The sequence below is a fragment of the Pseudomonas sp. MWU12-2029 genome (genome assembly GCF_023242425.1).
GTDB classification, from domain to species: domain Bacteria; phylum Pseudomonadota; class Gammaproteobacteria; order Pseudomonadales; family Pseudomonadaceae; genus Aquipseudomonas; species Aquipseudomonas kribbensis.
Genome location: NZ_JALJDY010000011.1, coordinates 1 through 19248, shown reverse-complemented (window position 1 = coordinate 19248; position 19248 = coordinate 1). Strand labels below are relative to the sequence as shown.

At 61.1% G+C, this 19248-nt stretch carries 22 protein-coding genes; 9 read left to right on the top strand and 13 right to left on the bottom strand.

Annotation, left to right across the window (positions count from 1 at the left end; translation table 11 throughout):
• Positions 1–44: 44 nt before the first annotated feature.
• The gene (locus M5B44_RS24200) at positions 45–1400 is read right to left on the bottom strand and encodes an MATE family efflux transporter (RefSeq protein ID WP_248740757.1); all 1356 of its coding nucleotides are present in this window, start codon (positions 1398–1400) and stop codon (positions 45–47) included.
• Positions 1401–1528: 128 nt separating this feature from the next.
• Here M5B44_RS24200 and M5B44_RS24195 point away from each other — a divergent pair, with 128 nt between their 5' ends.
• Together M5B44_RS24195 and M5B44_RS24190 are read left to right on the top strand one after the other, a co-directional pair.
• Positions 1529–2095 (top strand): chorismate mutase, encoded by a 567-nt coding sequence (locus tag M5B44_RS24195; RefSeq protein ID WP_248740756.1) that lies wholly within the window; start codon positions 1529–1531, stop codon positions 2093–2095.
• A gap of 124 nt (positions 2096–2219) precedes the next feature.
• On the top strand, positions 2220–2699 hold the full coding sequence (locus tag M5B44_RS24190) for a phage infection protein (RefSeq protein WP_248740755.1): 480 nt from the start codon (positions 2220–2222) through the stop codon (positions 2697–2699).
• 72 nt (positions 2700–2771) lie between these two features.
• Here M5B44_RS24190 and M5B44_RS24185 read toward each other — a convergent pair whose 3' ends face one another.
• The 3 genes from M5B44_RS24185 to M5B44_RS24175 all read right to left on the bottom strand — a co-directional run bounded on the left by M5B44_RS24185 (position 2772) and on the right by M5B44_RS24175 (position 5680).
• Complete coding sequence (locus M5B44_RS24185; RefSeq protein WP_085711582.1) at positions 2772–3107, bottom strand: hypothetical protein; 336 nt, start codon at positions 3105–3107, stop codon at positions 2772–2774.
• Positions 3108–3238: 131 nt separating this feature from the next.
• Positions 3239–4327 (bottom strand): polyamine ABC transporter substrate-binding protein, encoded by a 1089-nt coding sequence (locus M5B44_RS24180; protein ID WP_248740754.1) that lies wholly within the window; start codon positions 4325–4327, stop codon positions 3239–3241.
• Positions 4328–4378: 51 nt separating this feature from the next.
• On the bottom strand, positions 4379–5680 hold the full coding sequence (locus tag M5B44_RS24175) for an NAD(P)/FAD-dependent oxidoreductase (protein ID WP_248740753.1): 1302 nt from the start codon (positions 5678–5680) through the stop codon (positions 4379–4381).
• Between the two features lie 160 nt (positions 5681–5840).
• On the opposite strand from M5B44_RS24175, the gene M5B44_RS24170 reads away from it, so the two are divergent.
• Entirely contained in the window at positions 5841–6725 is an 885-nt protein-coding gene (locus M5B44_RS24170) for a LysR family transcriptional regulator (protein WP_248740752.1), read from the top strand.
• A 37-nt stretch (positions 6726–6762) separates the two neighbouring features.
• On the opposite strand, the gene M5B44_RS24165 is transcribed toward M5B44_RS24170, so the two are convergent.
• Both M5B44_RS24165 and M5B44_RS24160 read right to left on the bottom strand, forming a co-directional pair.
• Positions 6763–7152: a c-type cytochrome gene (locus M5B44_RS24165; protein ID WP_248740917.1), complete on the bottom strand. Its 390-nt coding sequence runs from the start codon at positions 7150–7152 to the stop codon at positions 6763–6765.
• 55 nt (positions 7153–7207) lie between these two features.
• Positions 7208–8539 (bottom strand): PLP-dependent aminotransferase family protein, encoded by a 1332-nt coding sequence (locus tag M5B44_RS24160; RefSeq protein WP_248740751.1) that lies wholly within the window; start codon positions 8537–8539, stop codon positions 7208–7210.
• Positions 8540–8629: 90 nt separating this feature from the next.
• On the opposite strand from M5B44_RS24160, the gene M5B44_RS24155 reads away from it, so the two are divergent.
• Entirely contained in the window at positions 8630–9523 is an 894-nt protein-coding gene (locus tag M5B44_RS24155) for a DMT family transporter (RefSeq protein WP_248740750.1), read from the top strand.
• 3 nt (positions 9524–9526) lie between these two features.
• On the opposite strand, the gene M5B44_RS24150 is transcribed toward M5B44_RS24155, so the two are convergent.
• Positions 9527–10348, bottom strand: coding sequence for a cupin domain-containing protein (locus M5B44_RS24150; RefSeq protein ID WP_248740749.1), 822 nt, complete (start codon positions 10346–10348; stop codon positions 9527–9529).
• Positions 10349–10481: 133 nt separating this feature from the next.
• On the opposite strand from M5B44_RS24150, the gene M5B44_RS24145 reads away from it, so the two are divergent.
• The gene (locus tag M5B44_RS24145; RefSeq protein WP_248740748.1) at positions 10482–11000 is read left to right on the top strand and encodes a carboxymuconolactone decarboxylase family protein; all 519 of its coding nucleotides are present in this window, start codon (positions 10482–10484) and stop codon (positions 10998–11000) included.
• 19 nt (positions 11001–11019) lie between these two features.
• On the opposite strand, the gene M5B44_RS24140 is transcribed toward M5B44_RS24145, so the two are convergent.
• On the bottom strand, positions 11020–12465 hold the full coding sequence (locus M5B44_RS24140; protein ID WP_248740747.1) for a SulP family inorganic anion transporter: 1446 nt from the start codon (positions 12463–12465) through the stop codon (positions 11020–11022).
• A gap of 159 nt (positions 12466–12624) precedes the next feature.
• On the opposite strand from M5B44_RS24140, the gene M5B44_RS24135 reads away from it, so the two are divergent.
• A complete protein-coding gene (locus M5B44_RS24135) occupies positions 12625–12924 on the top strand; it encodes a hypothetical protein (RefSeq protein ID WP_248740746.1) in 300 nt (99 codons plus the stop codon).
• A 5-nt stretch (positions 12925–12929) separates the two neighbouring features.
• Here the strand turns inward: M5B44_RS24135 and M5B44_RS24130 are convergent, their stop codons facing one another.
• Positions 12930–13388 carry a GNAT family N-acetyltransferase gene (locus M5B44_RS24130; RefSeq protein WP_248740745.1) on the bottom strand — a complete coding sequence of 153 codons (459 nt, stop codon included), beginning with the start codon at positions 13386–13388 and terminating at the stop codon, positions 12930–12932.
• A 125-nt stretch (positions 13389–13513) separates the two neighbouring features.
• Between M5B44_RS24130 and M5B44_RS24125 the strand changes: the two genes are divergently transcribed.
• A complete protein-coding gene (locus M5B44_RS24125) occupies positions 13514–14155 on the top strand; it encodes a TetR/AcrR family transcriptional regulator (RefSeq protein WP_134826247.1) in 642 nt (213 codons plus the stop codon).
• Positions 14156–14159: 4 nt separating this feature from the next.
• Here M5B44_RS24125 and M5B44_RS24120 read toward each other — a convergent pair whose 3' ends face one another.
• The 3 genes from M5B44_RS24120 to ggt form a co-directional block, all read right to left on the bottom strand.
• On the bottom strand, positions 14160–15173 hold the full coding sequence (locus M5B44_RS24120) for a lysozyme inhibitor LprI family protein (RefSeq protein ID WP_248740744.1): 1014 nt from the start codon (positions 15171–15173) through the stop codon (positions 14160–14162).
• 86 nt (positions 15174–15259) lie between these two features.
• Complete coding sequence (locus M5B44_RS24115) at positions 15260–15793, bottom strand: cysteine hydrolase family protein (RefSeq protein ID WP_248740743.1); 534 nt, start codon at positions 15791–15793, stop codon at positions 15260–15262.
• 66 nt (positions 15794–15859) lie between these two features.
• The gene (gene ggt, locus M5B44_RS24110) at positions 15860–17587 is read right to left on the bottom strand and encodes a gamma-glutamyltransferase (RefSeq protein WP_085711597.1); all 1728 of its coding nucleotides are present in this window, start codon (positions 17585–17587) and stop codon (positions 15860–15862) included.
• A 135-nt stretch (positions 17588–17722) separates the two neighbouring features.
• On the opposite strand from ggt, the gene M5B44_RS24105 reads away from it, so the two are divergent.
• Positions 17723–18238, top strand: coding sequence for a methylated-DNA--[protein]-cysteine S-methyltransferase (locus M5B44_RS24105; RefSeq protein ID WP_248740742.1), 516 nt, complete (start codon positions 17723–17725; stop codon positions 18236–18238).
• On the opposite strand, the gene M5B44_RS24100 is transcribed toward M5B44_RS24105, so the two are convergent.
• A complete protein-coding gene (locus M5B44_RS24100; protein ID WP_248740741.1) occupies positions 18235–18825 on the bottom strand; it encodes an NUDIX domain-containing protein in 591 nt (196 codons plus the stop codon). The two genes, M5B44_RS24105 and M5B44_RS24100, sit on opposite strands and share 4 nt — an antisense overlap.
• Before the next feature lie 207 nt (positions 18826–19032).
• Here M5B44_RS24100 and M5B44_RS24095 point away from each other — a divergent pair.
• The coding region (locus M5B44_RS24095; protein WP_248740740.1) for a hypothetical protein at positions 19033–19248 on the top strand (216 nt) is incomplete at its 3' end.

The following is a 19248-nucleotide window of genomic DNA, read 5'->3' as shown; positions in this document are numbered from 1 at the left end:
GGCCGTTCCTCCGGGAACGGCCCTGCGTTTTCTGACGGTCAGTCCTACACCAGCCGCTCGATCTTCTGATGCTGCCAGACCAGTTTGTAATACAGCGTCTGCAGTACCAGCATCCCCAGGTACGCCACCGGAAACGCCATCCACACGCCCTGCAAACCAAACTGCCCGTCCAGCCAGTATGCCGCCGGCAACTGCACGCCGACCACGCAAATGATCGCGATGGCCACCGGCACCAGCACCGTGCCACTGGCGCGCATGATGCCGCCGATGATCGCCTGGAAGCCGAAGATCAACAGGCTCCACAGCATGATGTGCAGCAGGTGCTCGGCCATGGCCCGGGTCGAGTCTTCGGTGAGGAACAGCCCCAGCAGCCAGTGCGACAGCAGGTACCCGAGCACGATCAAACCACCGGTCAGGCACACGTTGATCCACAACCCGGTGCGCAGAATCGGGCCCATCCGTTCCAGCCGCCCCGCACCAATCGCCTGGGCACCGAGGATCGACGCGGTGATCGCAATCGACAGCGCCGGAAACTGCACGTAGTTGACGATCTGCGTCACCGCGCCATAGGCCGCCGTCGCCTGGGAACCGTGCTGGTTGACCAGTGCCAGGATCACCATCTCCGACAGCGACAACACGATCATCTGCACCCCGGTCGGCAGGCCGATGCGCAACACCTTGCCGAGAATCTCGCCGTCCAGACGCAACGACGCAAAGAACTCGCGATCCGGCGCCAGCGGATGGCCTTTGCGGATCAGGCTCCACGCCAGCCACGCCATCGCCGCCAGCGTACCGGCCAGACCGGCGAACGCCGCGCTCTGAATGCCCAGTTGCGGCAAGCCGAACCAGCCGCGAATAAACGCCGGGGTCAGCGCCAGACCGACAACGGTCGACAAAAGCAGAGCGAGCATCGGCGACAGTGTGTCGCTCACCCCGCGCAACAGCTGGGTGAACAACACGTACACCAGCACAAACGGCAAGGTCCACATCATCACCCGGGCGTAGGAAACCGCATCATCCAGCACGTCCGCCGGCGTGCCCAACCCCTGCAACGCCTGACGCGCAAAAACACTGCCAAACACCGCCGCGACCAGCCCGATCAGCACCCCCAGCAACAGTGTCGCCCCGGCAATCGCCTTCACCATATGCGACTCACGCGCGCCCCACGCCTGACCGATCAACACCCCTGCCCCGGCCCCCAGGCCGATGACCAGCGCGATGAAGAAAAAGATGATCGGAAACATCCCCGATACCGCCGCCAGTGCCTGGGTGCCGAGCATCTGGCCGATGTAGATACTGTTGACCGTGCCTGACATCGACTGCAGGAAGTTCGACAGCACCATCGGCGCGAGGAACAGCAGGTAGGTTTTCCAGAGGGGGTTTTGCGCGGGGCTTTGCATTGAGAGTCCGTCTCGGGAGGAGGCAATGTGGGAGAGTCTAAGGTATGCACAGCCGTTCAGGTCGTACCCCTTTGCATTAAAACTTCGTAATCTCCACGACCTGTCCAAAATGGAAGTGAACCGAACCCATGTCCCGCGTCTCGACCCTGCTGACCTCTGCCCTTTTTGCCGTTCTGGCGACGACAGCCAACGCCGCCCCGGCGCCAGCGCCTGAAGCGCTGCAAAGCCTGCTGAGTACCCTGAACGAACGCCTGAACATCGGCGACCTCGTCGCCCTGACCAAATGGGACAGCGGCAAGCCGATCCAGGACAGTCCCCGCGAAGCCCAGGTCATCGCCAACGCCCGGACGCTGGCCACCGAACGCAAACTCGATCCGGAAGACGTGGCGCAATTGATCGCCGCGCAAATGGAAGCCAACAAACTGGTGCAATACGGTTTGCTCGCGAAGTGGCAGGCGGCCGGTGCTGCGCCGGACACGCCGCGTCCGGACTTGGGCAAACAGATTCGTCCGCGCCTGGATGAGCTGCAAACCCGGCTGTTGCAGCAATACGCCGACTTCACGCCCTATCGCCACGACCCGGACTGCACGGCTTGGCTGGCCAAGGCACGCAGCGGTCTGGCTCAGGATGCTTTGCATGAACTGGCCCTGACCCGCGCCACCGGTGAGTTATGCATTCGTGCGACAACCCCGTGAATCGGGGGCCACGCATCCATCGCTGGCGTCGATAGTCACCATTACGCCAATGAAGTTCTCATAAAAAATCCCGGGCGTAACATCTGCTCCATACCAAACAAACAACACCCCGGAGCACACGATCATGAAACGCCAAATCCTTCTCGGCATCGCTTTCTCGGTTCTTGCAGTCAACGCTTTTGCAGCAAAACCCGCTCACACCATGATCGCCGAAGGCGGTTCGGATCGATTGATCGAACAGCGTGTTGCCGAAGGTGGCTCCGATCGTCTGCAAGAACGTCGCGTAGCTGAAGGTGGCTCGGATCGTCTGCTGGAACGCCGTGTTGCCGAAGGTGGCTCGGATCGTCTGCAAGAACGTCGCGTAGCTGAAGGTGGTTCGGATCGTCTGCAAGAACGTCGCGTAGCTGAAGGTGGTTCGGATCGTCTGCAAGAACGCCGCGTAGCTGAAGGTGGTTCGGATCGTCTGCAAGAACGCCGTGTAGCTGAAGGTGGTTCGGATCGTCTGCAAGAACGCCGTGTAGCTGAAGGTGGCTCGGATCGTCTGCAAGAACGCCGCGTTGCCGAAGGTGGCTCGGATCGTCTGATCGAACGCCGCGTCGCATGATCTGAAAACGCTTTCGCAAGACAAAGAAAAGCCCGGCCTGATCAGCCGGGCTTTTTCACATCCAGCCGTCGCTTACTGAACGGTCTTCAGCTTGACCACGTCACCGGAAACCTTGGTGGTGTAGCCGCTCAGAACCCATGCCCAGAACCAGTTTTCCTGAACCTGGGTGTTGATCATGGCATCGCCGCCCTTGGCCTGGATGGCGGCCTCTTGCGCGCGGACGAAACGGCTGTTCTGCCGGATCGGGATCACGCCGAACAGCATCAGGCCGGTGGCGGTCGCTTCGCTGTGGCCAATCACGGTGTACTGGTTGCTGTCGTAGTGCTTGGTATTCATCGGGGTGCCGGTGCAACCTGCCAGAACCACACCGAACAGTGCGGCGGCGACTACTTTGCTGAGGTATTTCACTGCAAGACTCCATGGGTAAACGCCCGGGATCCATCTCTCGGGCGGCGCACACTTTACTGGAGGCAATGGCACATTGGTATCAATCTGGAAATGTTTCATGAAGCGCTGCCAGCAGCGCTTCACGAGTCTCTTCAGGTATTGGTCTTCAATTTGGTCCACAACCGCGTCGTCAACCGGGCAATCGCTGCCGGCAACTCTTCCACGGTGAACAGCTTGTCCATCACCTCTTTCGGCGGGTAGATCGCCAGATCCTGTTTCACCGCCGGCGTCAGGAACTCATTCGCTGCCGCGTTGGGGTTAGCGTAGTGAATGCTGTTGCTGATGTTGGCGATCACTTTCGGCTCAAGCAGGTAGTTCATGTAGGTGTAGCCGTTCTTCTCGTGGGGCGCGTTCCTGGGCATGACCACCATGTCGAACCACAGCGTCGTGCCTTCGTCCGGGATCGAATAGGCGATGTCGATACCGTTTTTCGCTTCCCTGGCACTGGCGGCCGCCTGGACCACATCGCCATTGAAACCGATCACCGCACAGACGTTGCCGTTGGCCAGATCGCTGATGTACTTCGACGCGTGGAAGTACTGCGCGTAAGGGCGAATCTTGAATAACGCAGCCTCGGCTTTTTGGTAATCCGCCGGTTCATGGCTGTGTGGCGGCAGGCCCAGATAGTTGAGGGTGATCGGCAACACTTGGGTCGGGTTGTCGATGATCGCCACGCCGCACTGGCTCAGCTTCTTGATGTTGTCTTCTTCGAAAAACAGCTTCCACGAACGGGTAACGTCGGTGTTGCCGAAAATCGCCTTGATCTTCTCAACGTTGTAACCGATACCCGCCGTACCCCACATGTACGGATAGCCGTATTGATTGCCCGGATCGTTGACTTCGAGTTTCTTCATCAACTGCGGGTCGAGGTTCTTCCAGTTCGGCAGTTGCGACTTGTCGAGTTTCTGGATAGCACCAGCCTTGATCAGCCGCGACAGAAAGTGGTTCGACGGACTCACTACGTCGTAACCGGTATTGCCGGTCATCAACTTGGATTCCAGCACTTCGTTGCTGTCATGGATGTCGTAAGTAGCCTTGATGCCGGTGGCTTGGGTGAAGTTGGCCAGGGTGTCGTCGGCGATGTAGCCGTTCCAGTTGGAAATGTTGACCGCTTCGTCGGCCAGGGCGCCGGTCGATGCGGTTGCGAGCAGGACCGCCAGGGAAAGTGTATGGACGCGCATGTTCTGTCACCTGAATTGAGTGGCTTTTGTTCTTGTGGGATGTGCGGAATTTCAGATTTCTGTTCTGGCCCTGACCGCCTCCACGCGCATGCGAAGCATGGCACCGATATCGAAGAAAGGTCGCGGCGGCAGCCAGCCGGGTTCGGCCCGTTGCATCACCGATTGCAGCAAGGGCGAGTCGACGCCCGATGCCAGTTCCGCCAACAGACGTCCCCACAGGGTTCCACGCGCCACGCCTGAACCGTTGCAACCGGCGACGGCGAAAACGCCCTCTTCCACCCGGTCGAAATAGGCCTGGCCGCTGCGGCTTGCACTCAGGTGACCGGTCCAGGTGTAGCGAATATCTTGCTCGCCGAGGAACGGAAAGCGCCGTTGCAGACCGCGCACATGATGTTGCCGACGCAAAACCAGTTCGCTGTCGGACAGGTCTCGCGTGCGGTATTCGGCGGTGTTGCGGATCATCACCCGGCGATCCGGGGTCAACCGCACGGTCGCGCCCAACGGCCGGGTCGACAGCACGCCCCACGGCTCGACCGAACCGATGGCCGCGAATTCCTGATCCGTGAGCGGGCGCGTGAGACTGGCGCTCAACTCCATCGGAAACGTGGCGCTGTCGCGGATGCCGACGCGGGGAATGAAGGCGTTGAGGCACACCAGCACCTGCTTCGCCTCGATACTGCCTTCGGCACCTCGGGCACGCAGGCGTCCCTGGCCGACACGCTCAAGACCCGAAATATCGGTGTTCTCGTACACCGTGACGTTGTCCGGAAGTGCATCGAGCAAGCCCTTCACGTATTTGGCCGGTTGCAGCAGCGCGTTGCCGTTGCCGCACCAGATCGCGGCCTGATAGTGGCGAGTACCGAGCTTCTGGCTCAGCGCCTCGCCTTGCAGGAATTCAGCGCGGGCACCGAGGGCGCGCAGCGTGGCCAGTTTCGCGTCGACCTGATTGAGCTTGTCCGGATCGTTCACGGCGAAGAAATAACCGCTGTCGCGGAAGTCGCAATCGATAGCGTGTCGGGCAATGCGTTGACGGACTTCTTCGCTGGCGGCGCGGGAAATTTCCGTGTCGACTTCAAACCCGGCAAAGCCTGCGGCGCCGATCAGTTCGCGGTCGGTCGGGTGCTCATGGGCGACCACGAATCCCGAGTTGCGCGCCGAAGCGCCCTGCGCCGCCGATTGCCGATCCACCACCACGATCCGCGCCTGGGGATGCAGTTGCGCGAGGTTATGCGCGGCGCTGAGCCCGGTGATCCCGGCCCCGATCACCAGCCAGTCGGCTTTTTGCGCTCCGCTCAGGCGACCGCGTGCCGGGGCGTTTCCGGCTTGTGCGATCCAGCCACAGATATTGTCCATGCATCACCTCGTAAGACTGTCGTTCAGCGGCTTGCCTTCTTCGGATGCCCATGCGTGAATCGCATGCCCACGTTGTGAAGATCGCCGCCAGAACTAGAATCTATAGGGTCTTCAAACGCCTCACCAACGCTAAGAAATCATCGAGCCATTCTGAAAACGCATGGATAAAATTCGCCACGTTCCGTCCCTGCAAGCTATGCAGGCACTGGTCGAAGTCGCCCGATGCGGCAGCTTCACTCAGGCTGCGCAAACGTTGTGCCTGACCCAAAGCGCCGTGAGCCGGCAGATCCAGCAACTGGAAAGTCACTTCAACGTGGCGCTGTTCGTGCGCACCAGCCGCAACCTGCACCTGACACCGGAAGGTGAACAGGTCCTGGCCAGCGCCCGGAGCATTTTCGAGCAACTGAAAACCCTCGAAGAGCGCCTCACGCCGCAGAAACGCCCTTTCCGCATTCGCATGCACGTGTCGCTGGCGGTGCGCTGGTTGCTGCCCAGACTCGGCGACTTTTATCTGCGCCATCCCGAGGTCTCGCTGGCCATCGAAACCGTCGCCACCGAAATCGTCGAACCGACCAGCGACAGTGACGCCTACATCCTTTACCTGCCGACGGCATCGAGCGATCCGGATTGCCTGACCCTGTTTCAGGAAACACTGGTGCCGGTGTGCACCCCGAAACTCGCCGGAGCACCGCGCTCAGTGGAAGAGCTGCTGCGCTTCCCGCTGCTGCATCGCTCGGCTGATCGCCAGGCATGGATCGAATGGCTGGCCGCGAACGACGGCAAACCGCTGGAGGATTACCGGCACATCCCGTTCAACCTCGATGAACTGGCACTGGATGCGGCGGCGCGGGAATTGGGCGTGGCCGTGACGGACATGACGCTGGCGGCAGAGTCCATCGAGCGTGGGGTGTTGGTGGTGCCGTTCGGACAGCCGCTGAAAACCGGGGGGATTTATTCGTTGTGCGTGCAGCCGTCAGCGGCAGCGCATCCGGCGTGTGGGGTGGTGATGGGGTGGTTTGCGGGGCAGGCCGAACAGGAGAATTGAACGCAGGAACGGCTTTGCGCGGTCCCCGCCATTAAGCTCATTGATTGGGAAATGACTGAAGATACGCCAACAGATTATCGATCTTCTCCTCGTCACTCAGCCCCCAGAAGATCATCCGCGTCCCCGGCACCACGCCTTTCGGATCTTTCAGATACGCCGTCAGCGTTTCACGATTCCAGGTGATGCCGGAGTTCTTCATCGCATCGGAGTAGACGTAGTTCGCCGATGTCCCCGCCGGACGGCCGATGATGCCGTTGAGTTGCGGGCCGAATCCAGGACGGGCGGACTCGCCGACCTGGTGGCAGCCGCCGCACAGGCGCGGGAAGATCTTGCTGCCGGCCTCGGCGTCGCCGGCCGCCAGGGCGGGCGTGCTGAACAGACCTGCGTTGAGGATCAGGGCGAGGGTCAATAACGCGGTGTTTTTCATCGAGAGCATCCAGATCTTCGGCGGCGCCAAGGGTAATCCTGCGGGGAGCGTTGCGCTACAGGTAAGCCGCGATCACTTGCCGGACTTTGAGCAAGGCTTGACGCAGGACAAGCATGTCCACCGAGCCCAGCGCCAGCCGGATCGCATGGGGCACATGGGCCGATACGGTGAACGGTTCGGCGTTGGTGACCGAGATCTGCGCCTTCATCAGCTCGATCACCACCTGATCGGACCTTGCGTCTTCCGGCAGCGGCAGCCACAGGAAATACGAGGAAGAATGGCCAACCATCGGCAAGCCTTTCAGGATTTCAGCGGCCAGCGCCTGACGGGCCCGGGCGTCATCGCGTTTTTGCGTCTCCAGCAAGGCCACGGTGCCGTCGTCGAGCCAGCCGCAGGCCATCGCGGTCATCACCCCCGGCGTGTTCCAGGTGGTGGCGCGGATGATGCGTTCCAGTGCCTGGACGATTTTCAGCGGCGCGGCGATGAAGCCGACGCGCAGACCCGTGGCGATGTTTTTCGAAAGCCCCGAGACGTACACCGTGCGCTCCGGCGCAAGATCCGCCAGTGGCGGCGGCGGGTTATCGACCAGAAAGGCGTAGGCAGCGTCTTCGATGATCGTCAGATTATGCTGTCGGGCAATCGCCACCAGTTGTTCACGCTGCGCCAGCGGCGTCACCCAACCCAACGGATTGTGCAGGGTCGGCATGCTGTACACGGCGCGCACCGGGCGACTGCGGCAGAGTCTGTCGAGTGCCGCCAGATCCGGACCGTTCCCGGTCACCGGAATCGCGACCACTTCAAGGTGCAACGCTTCGGCGAGCACCTTGAAGCCTGAATAGGTCAGCGCATCGGCCGCGATCACGTCACCGGGATTGAGCTGTGCCATCAGCGTCACCGCCAGCCCTTGCTGGGCGCCGTTGACGATCAACACCTGCTCGGCGTCGACAGTCAGGCCTCGCGCCTGCAGGTGCCGGGCAACCGAGGCCCGTTCATGCTGGCGCCCGGCGTGGGGCTGATAACGCAGGAGCGCTTCAAGGTCGCCGGACAGCGCCAATTGCCGCAAAGCGGTGCGCAACAGATCGGCCTGCCCCGGCAGCGACGGGTAGTTGAAGTTGAGGTCGATCATGCCGACGGCAATATCTTTCTGGTCAATGCCCTGCCCCGGCAATAACGAAGTTTCCCGGACAAACGTGCCCCGCCCGGTCTCACCGCTGACCAGTCCCATCGCCTCAAGCTCCGCATACACCCGCGACGCCGTGACCAGCGCCAGCCCTTCGCTGGCCGCCAGTTGCCGATGGGTCGGCAAACGCGTACCAGGCAGCAAACGACCGGCACGAATGTCGGCGGCATAGGTATCAACGAGGGTCTTGTAGCGGGAGCGCGGCATGTCGGGATGTATCCATGACAATTCTTTGATTGTGCTGATTCTCAACCCTAGGATGAGCCACAAGCAACCCCACTTTTGAGCATGACCGACATGGAACGAACCACGAATCTGCCCGCCCCGGCCCTGGAAAAAACCAGCGGCTGGATCAACGGTTTCATCGGCGTCGTGATTTTCAGTGGCTCGCTGCCGGCCACACGGCTGGCGGTGCTGGAGTTCGACCCGGTGTTCCTCACCGTCATCCGCGCCACCATCGCCGGGGTCTTGGCGTTGTGCCTGTTGTGGCTGTTTCGCGAACGACGCCCGGCGCGGGATCAGTGGTTCTCTTTGTTGATCGTGGCAATGGGCGTAGTCGTGGGATTCCCGCTGTTGACCGCCCTCGCGCTGCAATACGTGACGTCGGCGCATTCCATTGTGTTTGTAGGATTGCTGCCACTGGCGACGGCGATTTTCGGCGTGCTGCGCGGCGGTGAACGGCCGCGCCCGGTGTTCTGGGTCTTTTCGGTGCTGGGCAGTTCGCTGGTGGTCGGCTTTGCGGTATCCCAGGGACTGACCGCCTCGCCGACCGGCGATCTGTTGATGCTCGCGGCGATTCTCGCCTGTGGCCTCGGTTATGCCGAAGGCGCCAAACTGTCGCGCAGCCTCGGCGGCTGGCAGGTGATCTGCTGGGCACTGGTGTTGTCGCTGCCGGTGATGGCCGTACTCAGCGTAGGGCGGGCGCCCGCCTCGTTCAGCGGCATCAGCGTGTCGGCTTGGGTGTGCCTGGCTTACGTTTCGCTGTTCAGCATGCTGATCGGTTTTGTGTTCTGGTACCGAGGCCTCGCTCAGGGCGGGATTGCGGCGGTCGGGCAGTTGCAGTTGTTGCAGCCGTTTTTTGGCCTGGCGCTGGCGGCGACGTTGCTGCATGAACACGTCAGCGTCGGCATGCTGGTGGTCACGTTGGGCGTGATTTTGTGCGTGGCCGGGGCGAAGAAATTCGCCAGATAAGCTTCAGCTCGTTCCCGCTTTCCACTCCCGTGGACTGAGCCCGGTCTTGCGCCGAAACGCCCGGGCCAGCGCCGAAGGACTTTCATAGCCGACTTCTTCGGCAATCAGGGCAATCGGTCGACCTTCGCGCAGGCGTTTCTGCGCGAGGCTGACGCGCCAGCTCACCAGATAATCCACCGGCGTCTGCCCCACCACTCGCCGGAAATGCTCGGCAAAACCGGCACGGGACAAATGCACGGTCGCGGCCAGTTCGGCGACGCTCCAGGCCTTGGCCGGATGGTCGTGCATCAGGCTCAAGGCACGGGAAATCTTCGGGTCGGCCAACCCCGCCATCATCCCCGGTTGCTGGTCGCGACTGCTGATGAGATGCCGCAGCAGCAGAATCACCAACAGTTCGAACAGCCGATCCATCACCGCTTCACGCCCGCAATGACCATCGAATGCCTCCTTGAACAGCCATTCCAGAGTGCTCGCCATTTCCGGAAGGTCGGCGAGTTTCAGCACCAGATAATCCGGCAGCGCCGCCGCCAGTGCATTGCCCGCGCCGCCATCGAAGGTCAGCGAGGCGCACACCAGTTGCGTGTTCATGGCCTCGTCGGCGAACAGTCGGTGAGCAAACGGTCGGGGGAAGAAAATCAGCGTCGGTTCGCTGAGCGTGAGTTCGGGGTCATTCCCCGGTTTGAGCAGCACTTGTCCGGCCTGCAACAGATGCACATGGCCGCAGACCTGATCGCCACCATAGGCGCTGATGCCGCAGAAAGTACCGCTGTGGAAGGTGCCGGCATTCACGCCGAAGTGGCTGAGCAACGTGGACAAGCGATCCATGGACGAATCCTCGACGACAGGTTTGGACGTTCTGTCGCATATCCTCGACGATTTGCACCCAAGGCACCAGCCTCGCTCAATAACATGACCTCCATCCCCGGCGCACTTCGCACCGGATTTTCGGAGAATCACCATGAGCCGCATTGCCCCGATCACCCTTGAAAACGCCACCGACGCCACCCGCCCTACCCTGGAAGGCGTGCAGAAAAAAATCGGTTTCCTGCCCAACCTGTTCAAGACCCTGGCGGTTGCCCCCGCCGCACTGGATGCCTACGTGCAAGCCTCCGCCACACTGGGCAAGACGTCCCTGAGCGCCAAGGAAAAAGAGGCGGTGTACCTTGCCACGTCGCAGGTCAACGGCTGTGATTACTGCCTGGCGGCGCACACCTTGTTTGCCAGCAAGGCCGGGCTGGCAGCAGAAGAAATCATCGACGCGCGTCACGGCAGGCTGAATGCCTTCGCCACCCTCGCCCATCAACTGACCGAAACCCGTGGTCATCTGAGCGATGAGCAGATCGCCGCCGCCCGCGCTGCCGGCATCGACGACAAGCAGATCATCGAAGTGATCGCCATCGTCGCCGTGCAGACCCTGACCAACTACCTCAACAACACCGCGCTGACCGACATCGATTTCCCGGCTATCGATGCCTGATCCGTGACCGGGGTCGATCTCAGTCGTGATCGACCCCGGCGCGTTTCAGCAGTTTCTTGCAGCGTTCGGACAGGTGAAACACCTGCAACTGCTTGCCGGCCTTGGCGTAGCGTTCACGCAGGGTTTTCAGCGCGGCGATGGCCGAGTAGTCGACAAAGCTCAGGTGCCGGCAGTCCAGCGTCACGCGCTGGGGATCGTTGGCCGGGTCGAACTGATTGAGGAACGGCGTGGTCGAGGCGAAAAACAGCGTGCCGTGCAGGCGATAGAGTTTGCTGCCGTCGGCTTCCAGATGTTCGTCGGCGTACAGTTCACGCGCCTGCTGCCAGGCGAAATTCAGCGCGGCAATGATGATCCCGCACAGCACCGCCGTCGCCAGATCGGTGAACACCGTGATGGTGGTCACCGCGATGATCACCAGCACATCGTTGAGCGGCACTTTGTTCAGCACCCGCAACGAGGCCCAGGCGAAGGTCTGCTGCGACACCACGAACATCACCCCCACCAGCGCCGCCAGCGGAATCCGCTCGATCAGCGGCGACAGAAACAGAATGAACAGCAGAATCAGCACGCCCGCCACAACACCGGACAACCGTCCGCGCCCGCCGGAACTGAGGTTGATCACGGTCTGGCCGATCATCGCGCAACCGCCCATGCCGCCGAACGCACCGGAGACCATGTTCGCCGCGCCCAGCGCCACGCATTCGCGATCCGGGTAGCCACGGGTTTCGGTGATTTCGTCGGTGAGGTTGAGGGTCAGCAGGGTTTCCAGCAGGCCGACCAGCGCCATCAGGATCGCGTAAGGCGCGATGATGCGCAGGGTTTCGAGGTTGTACGGGATGTCCGGCAGCGCGAACGTCGGCAGACCGCCAGCGATGTGCGCCATGTCGCCGAGGGTGCGGGTCGGCAGGCCGAGCAGATAGACCAGCGCCCCGACGCCGAGGATCGCCACCAGTGCCGGCGGAACGGCACGGGTCAGGCGCGGCAGGATGTACACGATGGCCATGGTCAGCAGCACCAGCCCGGTCATCAGGTACAACGGCGTACCGCTGAGCCACTGCTCGCCGCTCTTGAAATGCTCCAGTTGCGCCAGCGCAATGATGATCGCCAGACCGTTGACGAACCCGAGCATCACCGGGTGCGGCACCATGCGCACCAGTTTGCCCAGGCGCAACAGCCCGAACGCCATCATGATCAACCCGCCAAGCAACACCGTCGCCAGCAGGTACTGCACGCCGTGCTGCACCACCAGCGCGACGATCACCACCGCCATCGAACCGGCCGCCCCGGACACCATGCCCGGCCGGCCGCCGAACAACGCAGTCAGCGTGCAAATGATGAAGGCGCCGTAAAGCCCCATCAGCGGATTGAGATGAGCCACCAGCGCGAACGCAATGCATTCGGGCAACAGGGCGAACGAGGTGGTGAGTCCGGCCAGGACATCGGCGCGCAGACGAATCGGTTTCATGGCTTACCTGACAGCGCGGCCGACACTGGCGGCCGCTGTATTCACGGGAAAAAGAGGGTTGCGGATGTTACGCAATTGACCGGGCACGGGCCAGCGGTCGCTGACAGGGACGGCCTGGCGCTTTATGCTTGCGCGCTTCGTTGATCGACGGATTTGAACATGTCACCGCTATCCACCCGCGAAGTCTGCCAGCGCCTGCGCGATGCGGCATTGGGCGTTTGCGCATTACGGCGTATTGCACAGGAATCCGGGGCCGGCCAGATGTCGGTCGAGATCGACGGCTGGCACCTGTCGCTCGACTTTGACAGCCAACGCCTGCACCACTGCCTGCAATGCCGGTGCCCGGAAGGTCGCTTATGGACACTCGACACCACTCAACGTTTCGGCACCGACCCGGTCAGCCTGCTCAGCACCTGGGAACTGGCTCAGATCGAGCGGCTACTGGCCTGGGCCGACTGACCGAATCAGCCCTGTCGCAGGTCCAGGTTGTAGGTGTAATAGCCTGTGTCACGCACCCAGCCAAGGGACTCGTACAAGCCCTGAGCCGTGAAATTGTCGGTGGCGGTTTCCAGAACCAGTCCCTTGGCACCGGTTTCCACGGCGAAGTCGCGGGCGGTGTTCATCAGCAATCGCCCGACGCCACGGCCTCGAGCGGCCGGCGTGGTAAACAGGTCGCTGAGCAACCAGGTGCGGTGGGCATCAATCGATGAAAACGTCGGATACAACTGTACGAATCCCAACGCCTCGCCGTTTTCATCTTCAACCAGAAAAATCGCCGATTCGTTGCCGGCCATGCGCTCGGCGATGAAGGCCCGCGATTGCGCCAGGTTCGATGGCTGACCATAAAATCCACGATAGCCGTCGAACAGAGAGGCCACCGCATCCAGATGTTCCGCGCTGGCGCGTATTGCCTGAAGACTCATATCCCCTCCCCCGATCCCGTCAAATGATTGCAGCAGCATAGCGCTGTCCGTCGAGTTCGCTGGCTTAATCGCTATATAGTTTTGTATATTGCGAACCCGAAATCGCCAGACTTTCAACGCCTTCCATGAGCAGCATCCGCGAACGCAACCAGCAACTGATCCTCAAGGCCGCCAGCGAAGAGTTCGCCGCCAACGGCTTCGACGCGACCCAGACCCGCGACATCGCCGCCCGCGCCGGTGTGCCCAAGGCCAATCTCTATTACTACTTCCAGAGCAAGGAAAACCTCTACGGCAAAGTGCTGCTCGGCTTTGTCGAACCACTGTTGGAGGCCTCGGCGGTATTGCGCGAAAGTGACGACCCGTTGATCGGCCTGCGCGCCTACGTCGCGGCACGCATCCGCATCGCCCGCGAGCATCCGGCGATTGCCAAGGTGTTCAGTGGTGAACTGCTGCTGGGCGGTCGCCAGCTACCCGATGAATGCCGCGACCTGCTGCACGCCGAAGCCCGGCGCAATGTCGAGTGTCTGCGCAGCTGGATCGAGCGCGGCTTGCTGGCCCCGGTGGATCCCGAGCATCTGATGTTGTTCATCTGGTCGGCGACGCGCACCTACACCAATATCGGCTGGCAGATGGGGCGCATCACCGGGCGGGAAGTGCCGCAGGATGAGGATTATGAAAGGGCGGCGGATACCATCACGCGGCTGGTGCTGGGCGGTGTGGTGTCCGCGCCGGTGAGTGATGTGCGCAGGTTGATGTTTGCGACTTGAAGTGTCAGGGCATGAAGTCCAGCGGCAGCGCTGCTTCACCTGACCTTTGCTTGTACCAGGCCTGCATGACGTCGGGTAATCGAGCTTTCCATTGCGGCACGTTGGTGTAGTAACGAACACGAGAATTTCCCTTGCCGTCGTAGGCCATCAGCATCACCCAAAACCGGCTGCTTGGGCCGCTCATGAAAATCGCCGTCCCCCCTATACCACGCATCCACATTTCCACAACCTGGCCGTCCGGCACATCTGCACCAGGGTCGCCGATCATCATTGAACCGGATGTTTCAACCAGCACCTGATAGTCAGCGTTGAGTAACGCATGCAGCGTCGCGTTGTCCTGAGACGAACGGGCCAGTCCAAGGCTGAGTAAATCGTATTCGATCTTCAATGGTTGCTCGGAAGCCACATAGCGACCGGCGTAGAAAACCCCCATGCCCCCACCGCAGGCGGCGTCGGAACCATCCTGAACAACATTCAGAATGCCGTTGATCGCCGTAAAGCTCAGCGCACATTCACCTTCAGCGTAATCGGCCTGCTTACCCTTCAGCACAGCCACACCCTCCAGATCGCCCGAGTTGCCGCCCTCTGCCGCCGAAATATCGAAAGCGATATGCCCGGCGTCGCGCTGCCGGGTATTGATTTGGGCGGCTGTCGAGGGACCATCAGGGATGAGCTGCCATGTGGCGTTCCAGCCAAAAGGTTTGGCGGCGTAATCGAGCTCGGTAATTCGCATCAGATAATTGCGGCGCAGACAGGCCAGCCGCTGGTCGCAACTATTGCGGCTTTTCAGCCACATCCGCTGATCAGCCTTGAGGGCTTTGGGATCGGCAACTTTGGCCAGCGCCGAACGCCAGACTGCAGCCAGTTTGTCATCGAGTCCCGAGAGATCCGGATCCGCACAAATGGCTTTTTCAACCGGGCTGGAAGCGCCGGCGCAGTCGAAACTGGCAGCGTGGGTGTTGGCAGCAAAAACGAGGGACGTCAGCAGCAAGGCGTGACGGAGATTGAAAGCGAGCATCGACAGATTCCATTCCTGAGGCGGCGGCAGTATGCCGGGCCCGGGCTATCGATGCTCTGGAAATTTCACCGGTTACTTCAAGAGAGTCAGAACGCGATCTCGGCCGCCGGCTTCACATCAATCCGCGCCACGGAACCGGTCAGGTGCGCCCAGTCCTTGTTGTGTTCGGCGATGATGTCTTCCGCGCTCATGTTGCCGTTGTCGACGGTGGAATGCGCGTCGGCGGCCAGTTCCACGTCGTAGCCCAGTTGATGGGCCTGGCGTACGGTGGCGTTGACGCAGTAATCGGTCTGCAAGCCGCAGATCACCAGGCGATCGAAGTCTTCCCGGGGGATCAGCTTTTGCAGGTGGGTCTGGTAGAACGAGTCGTTGGCGGTCTTGTCGACGTGCAGGTCACTCGGTGCGGTATTCAGGCCATCGGCCAGTTGCCAGCCCTCGGCGCCGTAGGTGAGCGGGCTGTCCTTCTCGTTATGCTGGATCAGCACGACTGTGACGCCAGCCTTGCGTGCGCGGGCGCTGAGGCCGTTGATAGTGTCGATCACCCGTTTGATGTCGTGGCACTCGTATTCGCCTGTGCACAGGGCGCGCTGGACATCGATGATCAGCAATGCGGTGGTCATGGTGAGCCTTCCTTGATCGGTCCTTGAGACAGGGGCGGACGTGTGCCCGCCCCCTTTTTACCCTTCTCAGTAACCCAAAGACAACCCGGTGTTGCGCCGTGGATCATTGGCGCCGTAGAAGCGGTTCTTGCCCACCGGTTTACCGCCCAGCGACGGCGCTCCGACCAGAATCGCAGCGATGTGGTTGGCGTCCTGCGGGCCCGCAAACTTGTGGCCCCAGCTCTCGAGAATCTTCTTCGTGTCGGGGCTCGCGGCGTAGTCCTCGAGGTTGGTCTGCTCCGGCATCCACTGCTGGTGGAAGCGCGGCGCATCGACCGCTTCCTGCAGGCCCATGCCGTAGTCGATGACGTTGAGCATGGTCAGCAGCGTCGCCGTGATGATGCGACTGCCGCCCGGCGTGCCCACCACCATCACCACTTTGCCATCCTTGGTGACGATGGTCGGGCTCATCGACGACAAGGGCGCCTTGCCGGGGGCGATGGCATTGGCTTCACCCTGCACCAGGCCGTACATGTTCGGCACGCCCACTTTCGAGGTGAAGTCGTCCATTTCATCGTTGAGGATCACCCCGGTCTTGCTCGCCATCACACCCGCGCCGAACCAGTCGTTGAGCGTGTAGGTGACCGACACCGCGTTGCCCCATTTGTCGACGATCGAGTAGTGCGTGGTGTTGCTGCCTTCGTGAGGCGCAACGCCAGGTTTCAGCTCAGCCGACACACCGGCCTTCTGCGGCTGGATCGCGTTGCGCAGCTTGGTCGCGTAGTTCTTGTCCAGCAGGTGCTCGATCGGGTTCTTCACGAAATCCGGGTCGCCCAGATAGCTGTTGCGATCCACATAAGCGTGGCGCATCGCCTCGATCTGATAGTGCATGCCCTGGGCCGAATGGAAGCCCAGATCCTTCATCGGATAGCCTTCGAGGATGTTCATGATCTGGCAGATCACCACCCCGCCAGAGCTTGGCGGCGGCGCCGACACCACGTGGTAGCCGCGATAATCGCATTCCACCGGGGCCAGTTCGCGGGTCTTGTATTTGTCGAGGTCGGCCTGGGTGATGATGCCCTTGTTGGCCTGGCTGGAGGTGACGATGGCATCGGCCACCCAGCCTTTATAGAAGCCGTCGGCGCCTTTCTCGGAAATGGTACGCAGGGTCTTGCCCAGATCCTTCTGCACCAGTTTCTGCCCGACCTGCATCGGCTCGCCGTTGTGCAGGAAGATCGAGCCTGAATCTTTCATGTCCTTCTTGAACACGTCGGTGGCGTAGTCCAGCAGATCGACGTCACCCTGCTCCAGCTCGAAGCCTTCTTCCGCCAGTTTGATGGCCGGGGCGATCATGTCCTTGCGCGGCTTGGTGCCGTACTTGGTCAGCGCCAGCTCCATGCCGGAGACCGTACCCGGAACGCCCACCGCGAGGTGGCCACGGGTACTCAGATCAGGAATGACGTTGCCATCCTTGTCGAGGTACATATTGGCCGTCGCGGCCAGCGGGGCTTTTTCCCGGAAGTCGAGGAAGGTCTTGCGTCCGTCCGCCAGTTGGATGGTCATGAAACCACCACCACCGAGGTTGCCCGCTGCCGGGTAAACCACCGCCAGTGCGTAGCCCACGGCGACCGCCGCATCCACCGCGTTGCCACCACTTTTCAAGACATCGACACCCACGTGGGTGGCCAGGTGCTGGGCGGTGACCACCATGCCGTTTTCGGCGGCGACCGGGGCAACCGAGGCGGCATGGGCCATGAGGCAGCTGAGCGCCAATGAGGTCGCAATCAGCGATTTGGCAAAAGGTTCGTACTTCATGAGTCGGTCTCTTCTTTTTATAAGGTAGGAAAGCGCTTCAAGAGCATCAGCCAGTATGGTCGCGATTGCGGTTTGCGCCTCCCCAATCCGGCAGTATGCTGGGCGCTGTTGCCGACCCGACCCGGAGTTTTTCCCATGGCCTACACGTTCATCACCCTGCCCTCGCCCGTCGGCGAGTTGAAGCTGGTCGCGAACGGTTCACGACTGGCCGCCATCCTCTGGGAAAACGACAAACCGAACCGGGTGCGCCTCGGACCCATGACCGAAGCCCCTGATAATCCGGTGTTGCTGAAAACCGCGCGACAGCTGGAAGAATATTTTGCAGGAACGCGAAGTGCGTTCGATCTGGAGCTGGACTTTGCCGGCACCGAGTTCCAGAAAAAGGTCTGGGCCGCGTTGCTGACCATTCCGTTCGGCGAAACCCGCACTTACAGCCAGATTGCCGAACAGATTGGCCATCCCAGCGCGGTACGTGCCGTCGGCGCGGCGAACGGCAGAAACCCGATTTCGATCATCGCGCCCTGTCACCGGGTGATTGGTGCTTCGGGAAAACTGACCGGGTTTGCCGGCGGCCTTGAAGCCAAGGAACGCTTGCTGATACTGGAAGGTGGCCAGTGGTCAGACATCGGCAAAACCGGCGAGCTGTTTTAAGCGTCGAAAAAGTTATTCATCGCCGCGTACTGCAACAGCATGATGGTCTTGGCATCGCAGATCTCGCCACGATGAAACGCTGCCAGTGCATCGTCGAAGCGCCACTCCAGAACCTCCAGTTCCTCAGTTTCCTCCTCCAGGCCTCCACCGTCGCTGACCTTTGACGCCGCATCGTATTCGGCAACGAAGAAGTGCAGCTTCTCGGTCACCGAGCCCGGGCTCATGTACGCCTCGAACACCTTCCTCACATCGTGCACGCGGTAACCGGTTTCTTCCTCGGCCTCGTCGCGGATGCGCTGCTCCGGCGCCGCGCCTTCCAGCAACCCGGCAGCCACCTCGATCAGCAGACCGTCATGACCATTGACGAACACCGGCAAGCGGAATTGGCGAGTCAGCACCACCGTACGCTTCTCTCGGTTGAACAACAGAATCGCTGCACCATTGCCACGGTCATAGACTTCGCGGGTCTGGCGTTGCCATTCACCGTTGTTGCGCAGGTAGTCGAAGGTGATTTTCTTCAGCAGATACCAGTCGTGGGACAACACCTGAGTGTCGACGATGTTGATCCGCTCGGCGGTGTTGGGCATGACGCTCGATCCTTTTTTGTCATCGATATCGTTAATGGCATGGTAGGCGAAAGCCCTGCTCCACGAACAGCCTCTCGCTAATACCCGGCAAAGCCGAATGCACTTAGAGAAACGCCCTACAGACATCGCCTACTCGGCTGACTTCTTTCCTGTTTGATCCCCCGCAAAGTTTCGCGCCATCCCCTTGATGCGCGCGAGTGACTGCGAATGCTTCCATCTGACCAACTCCTGAAACTGAACAACAGCATCGGTTTGCTGGTGGTCGCTGCGCTGAACCCTGACCAGCCCGACGCCGAGAAGCTGTTTCAGGAGTTCCGTCTCTGCCTCAACGACTATGAAAGCTGGGCCGAGCAGTTCTGGACGGGAACCGCGCTGGATGTCGATCAGGTGTTCAAGGTCGGCAACGATGTCCAACTCAGTGCG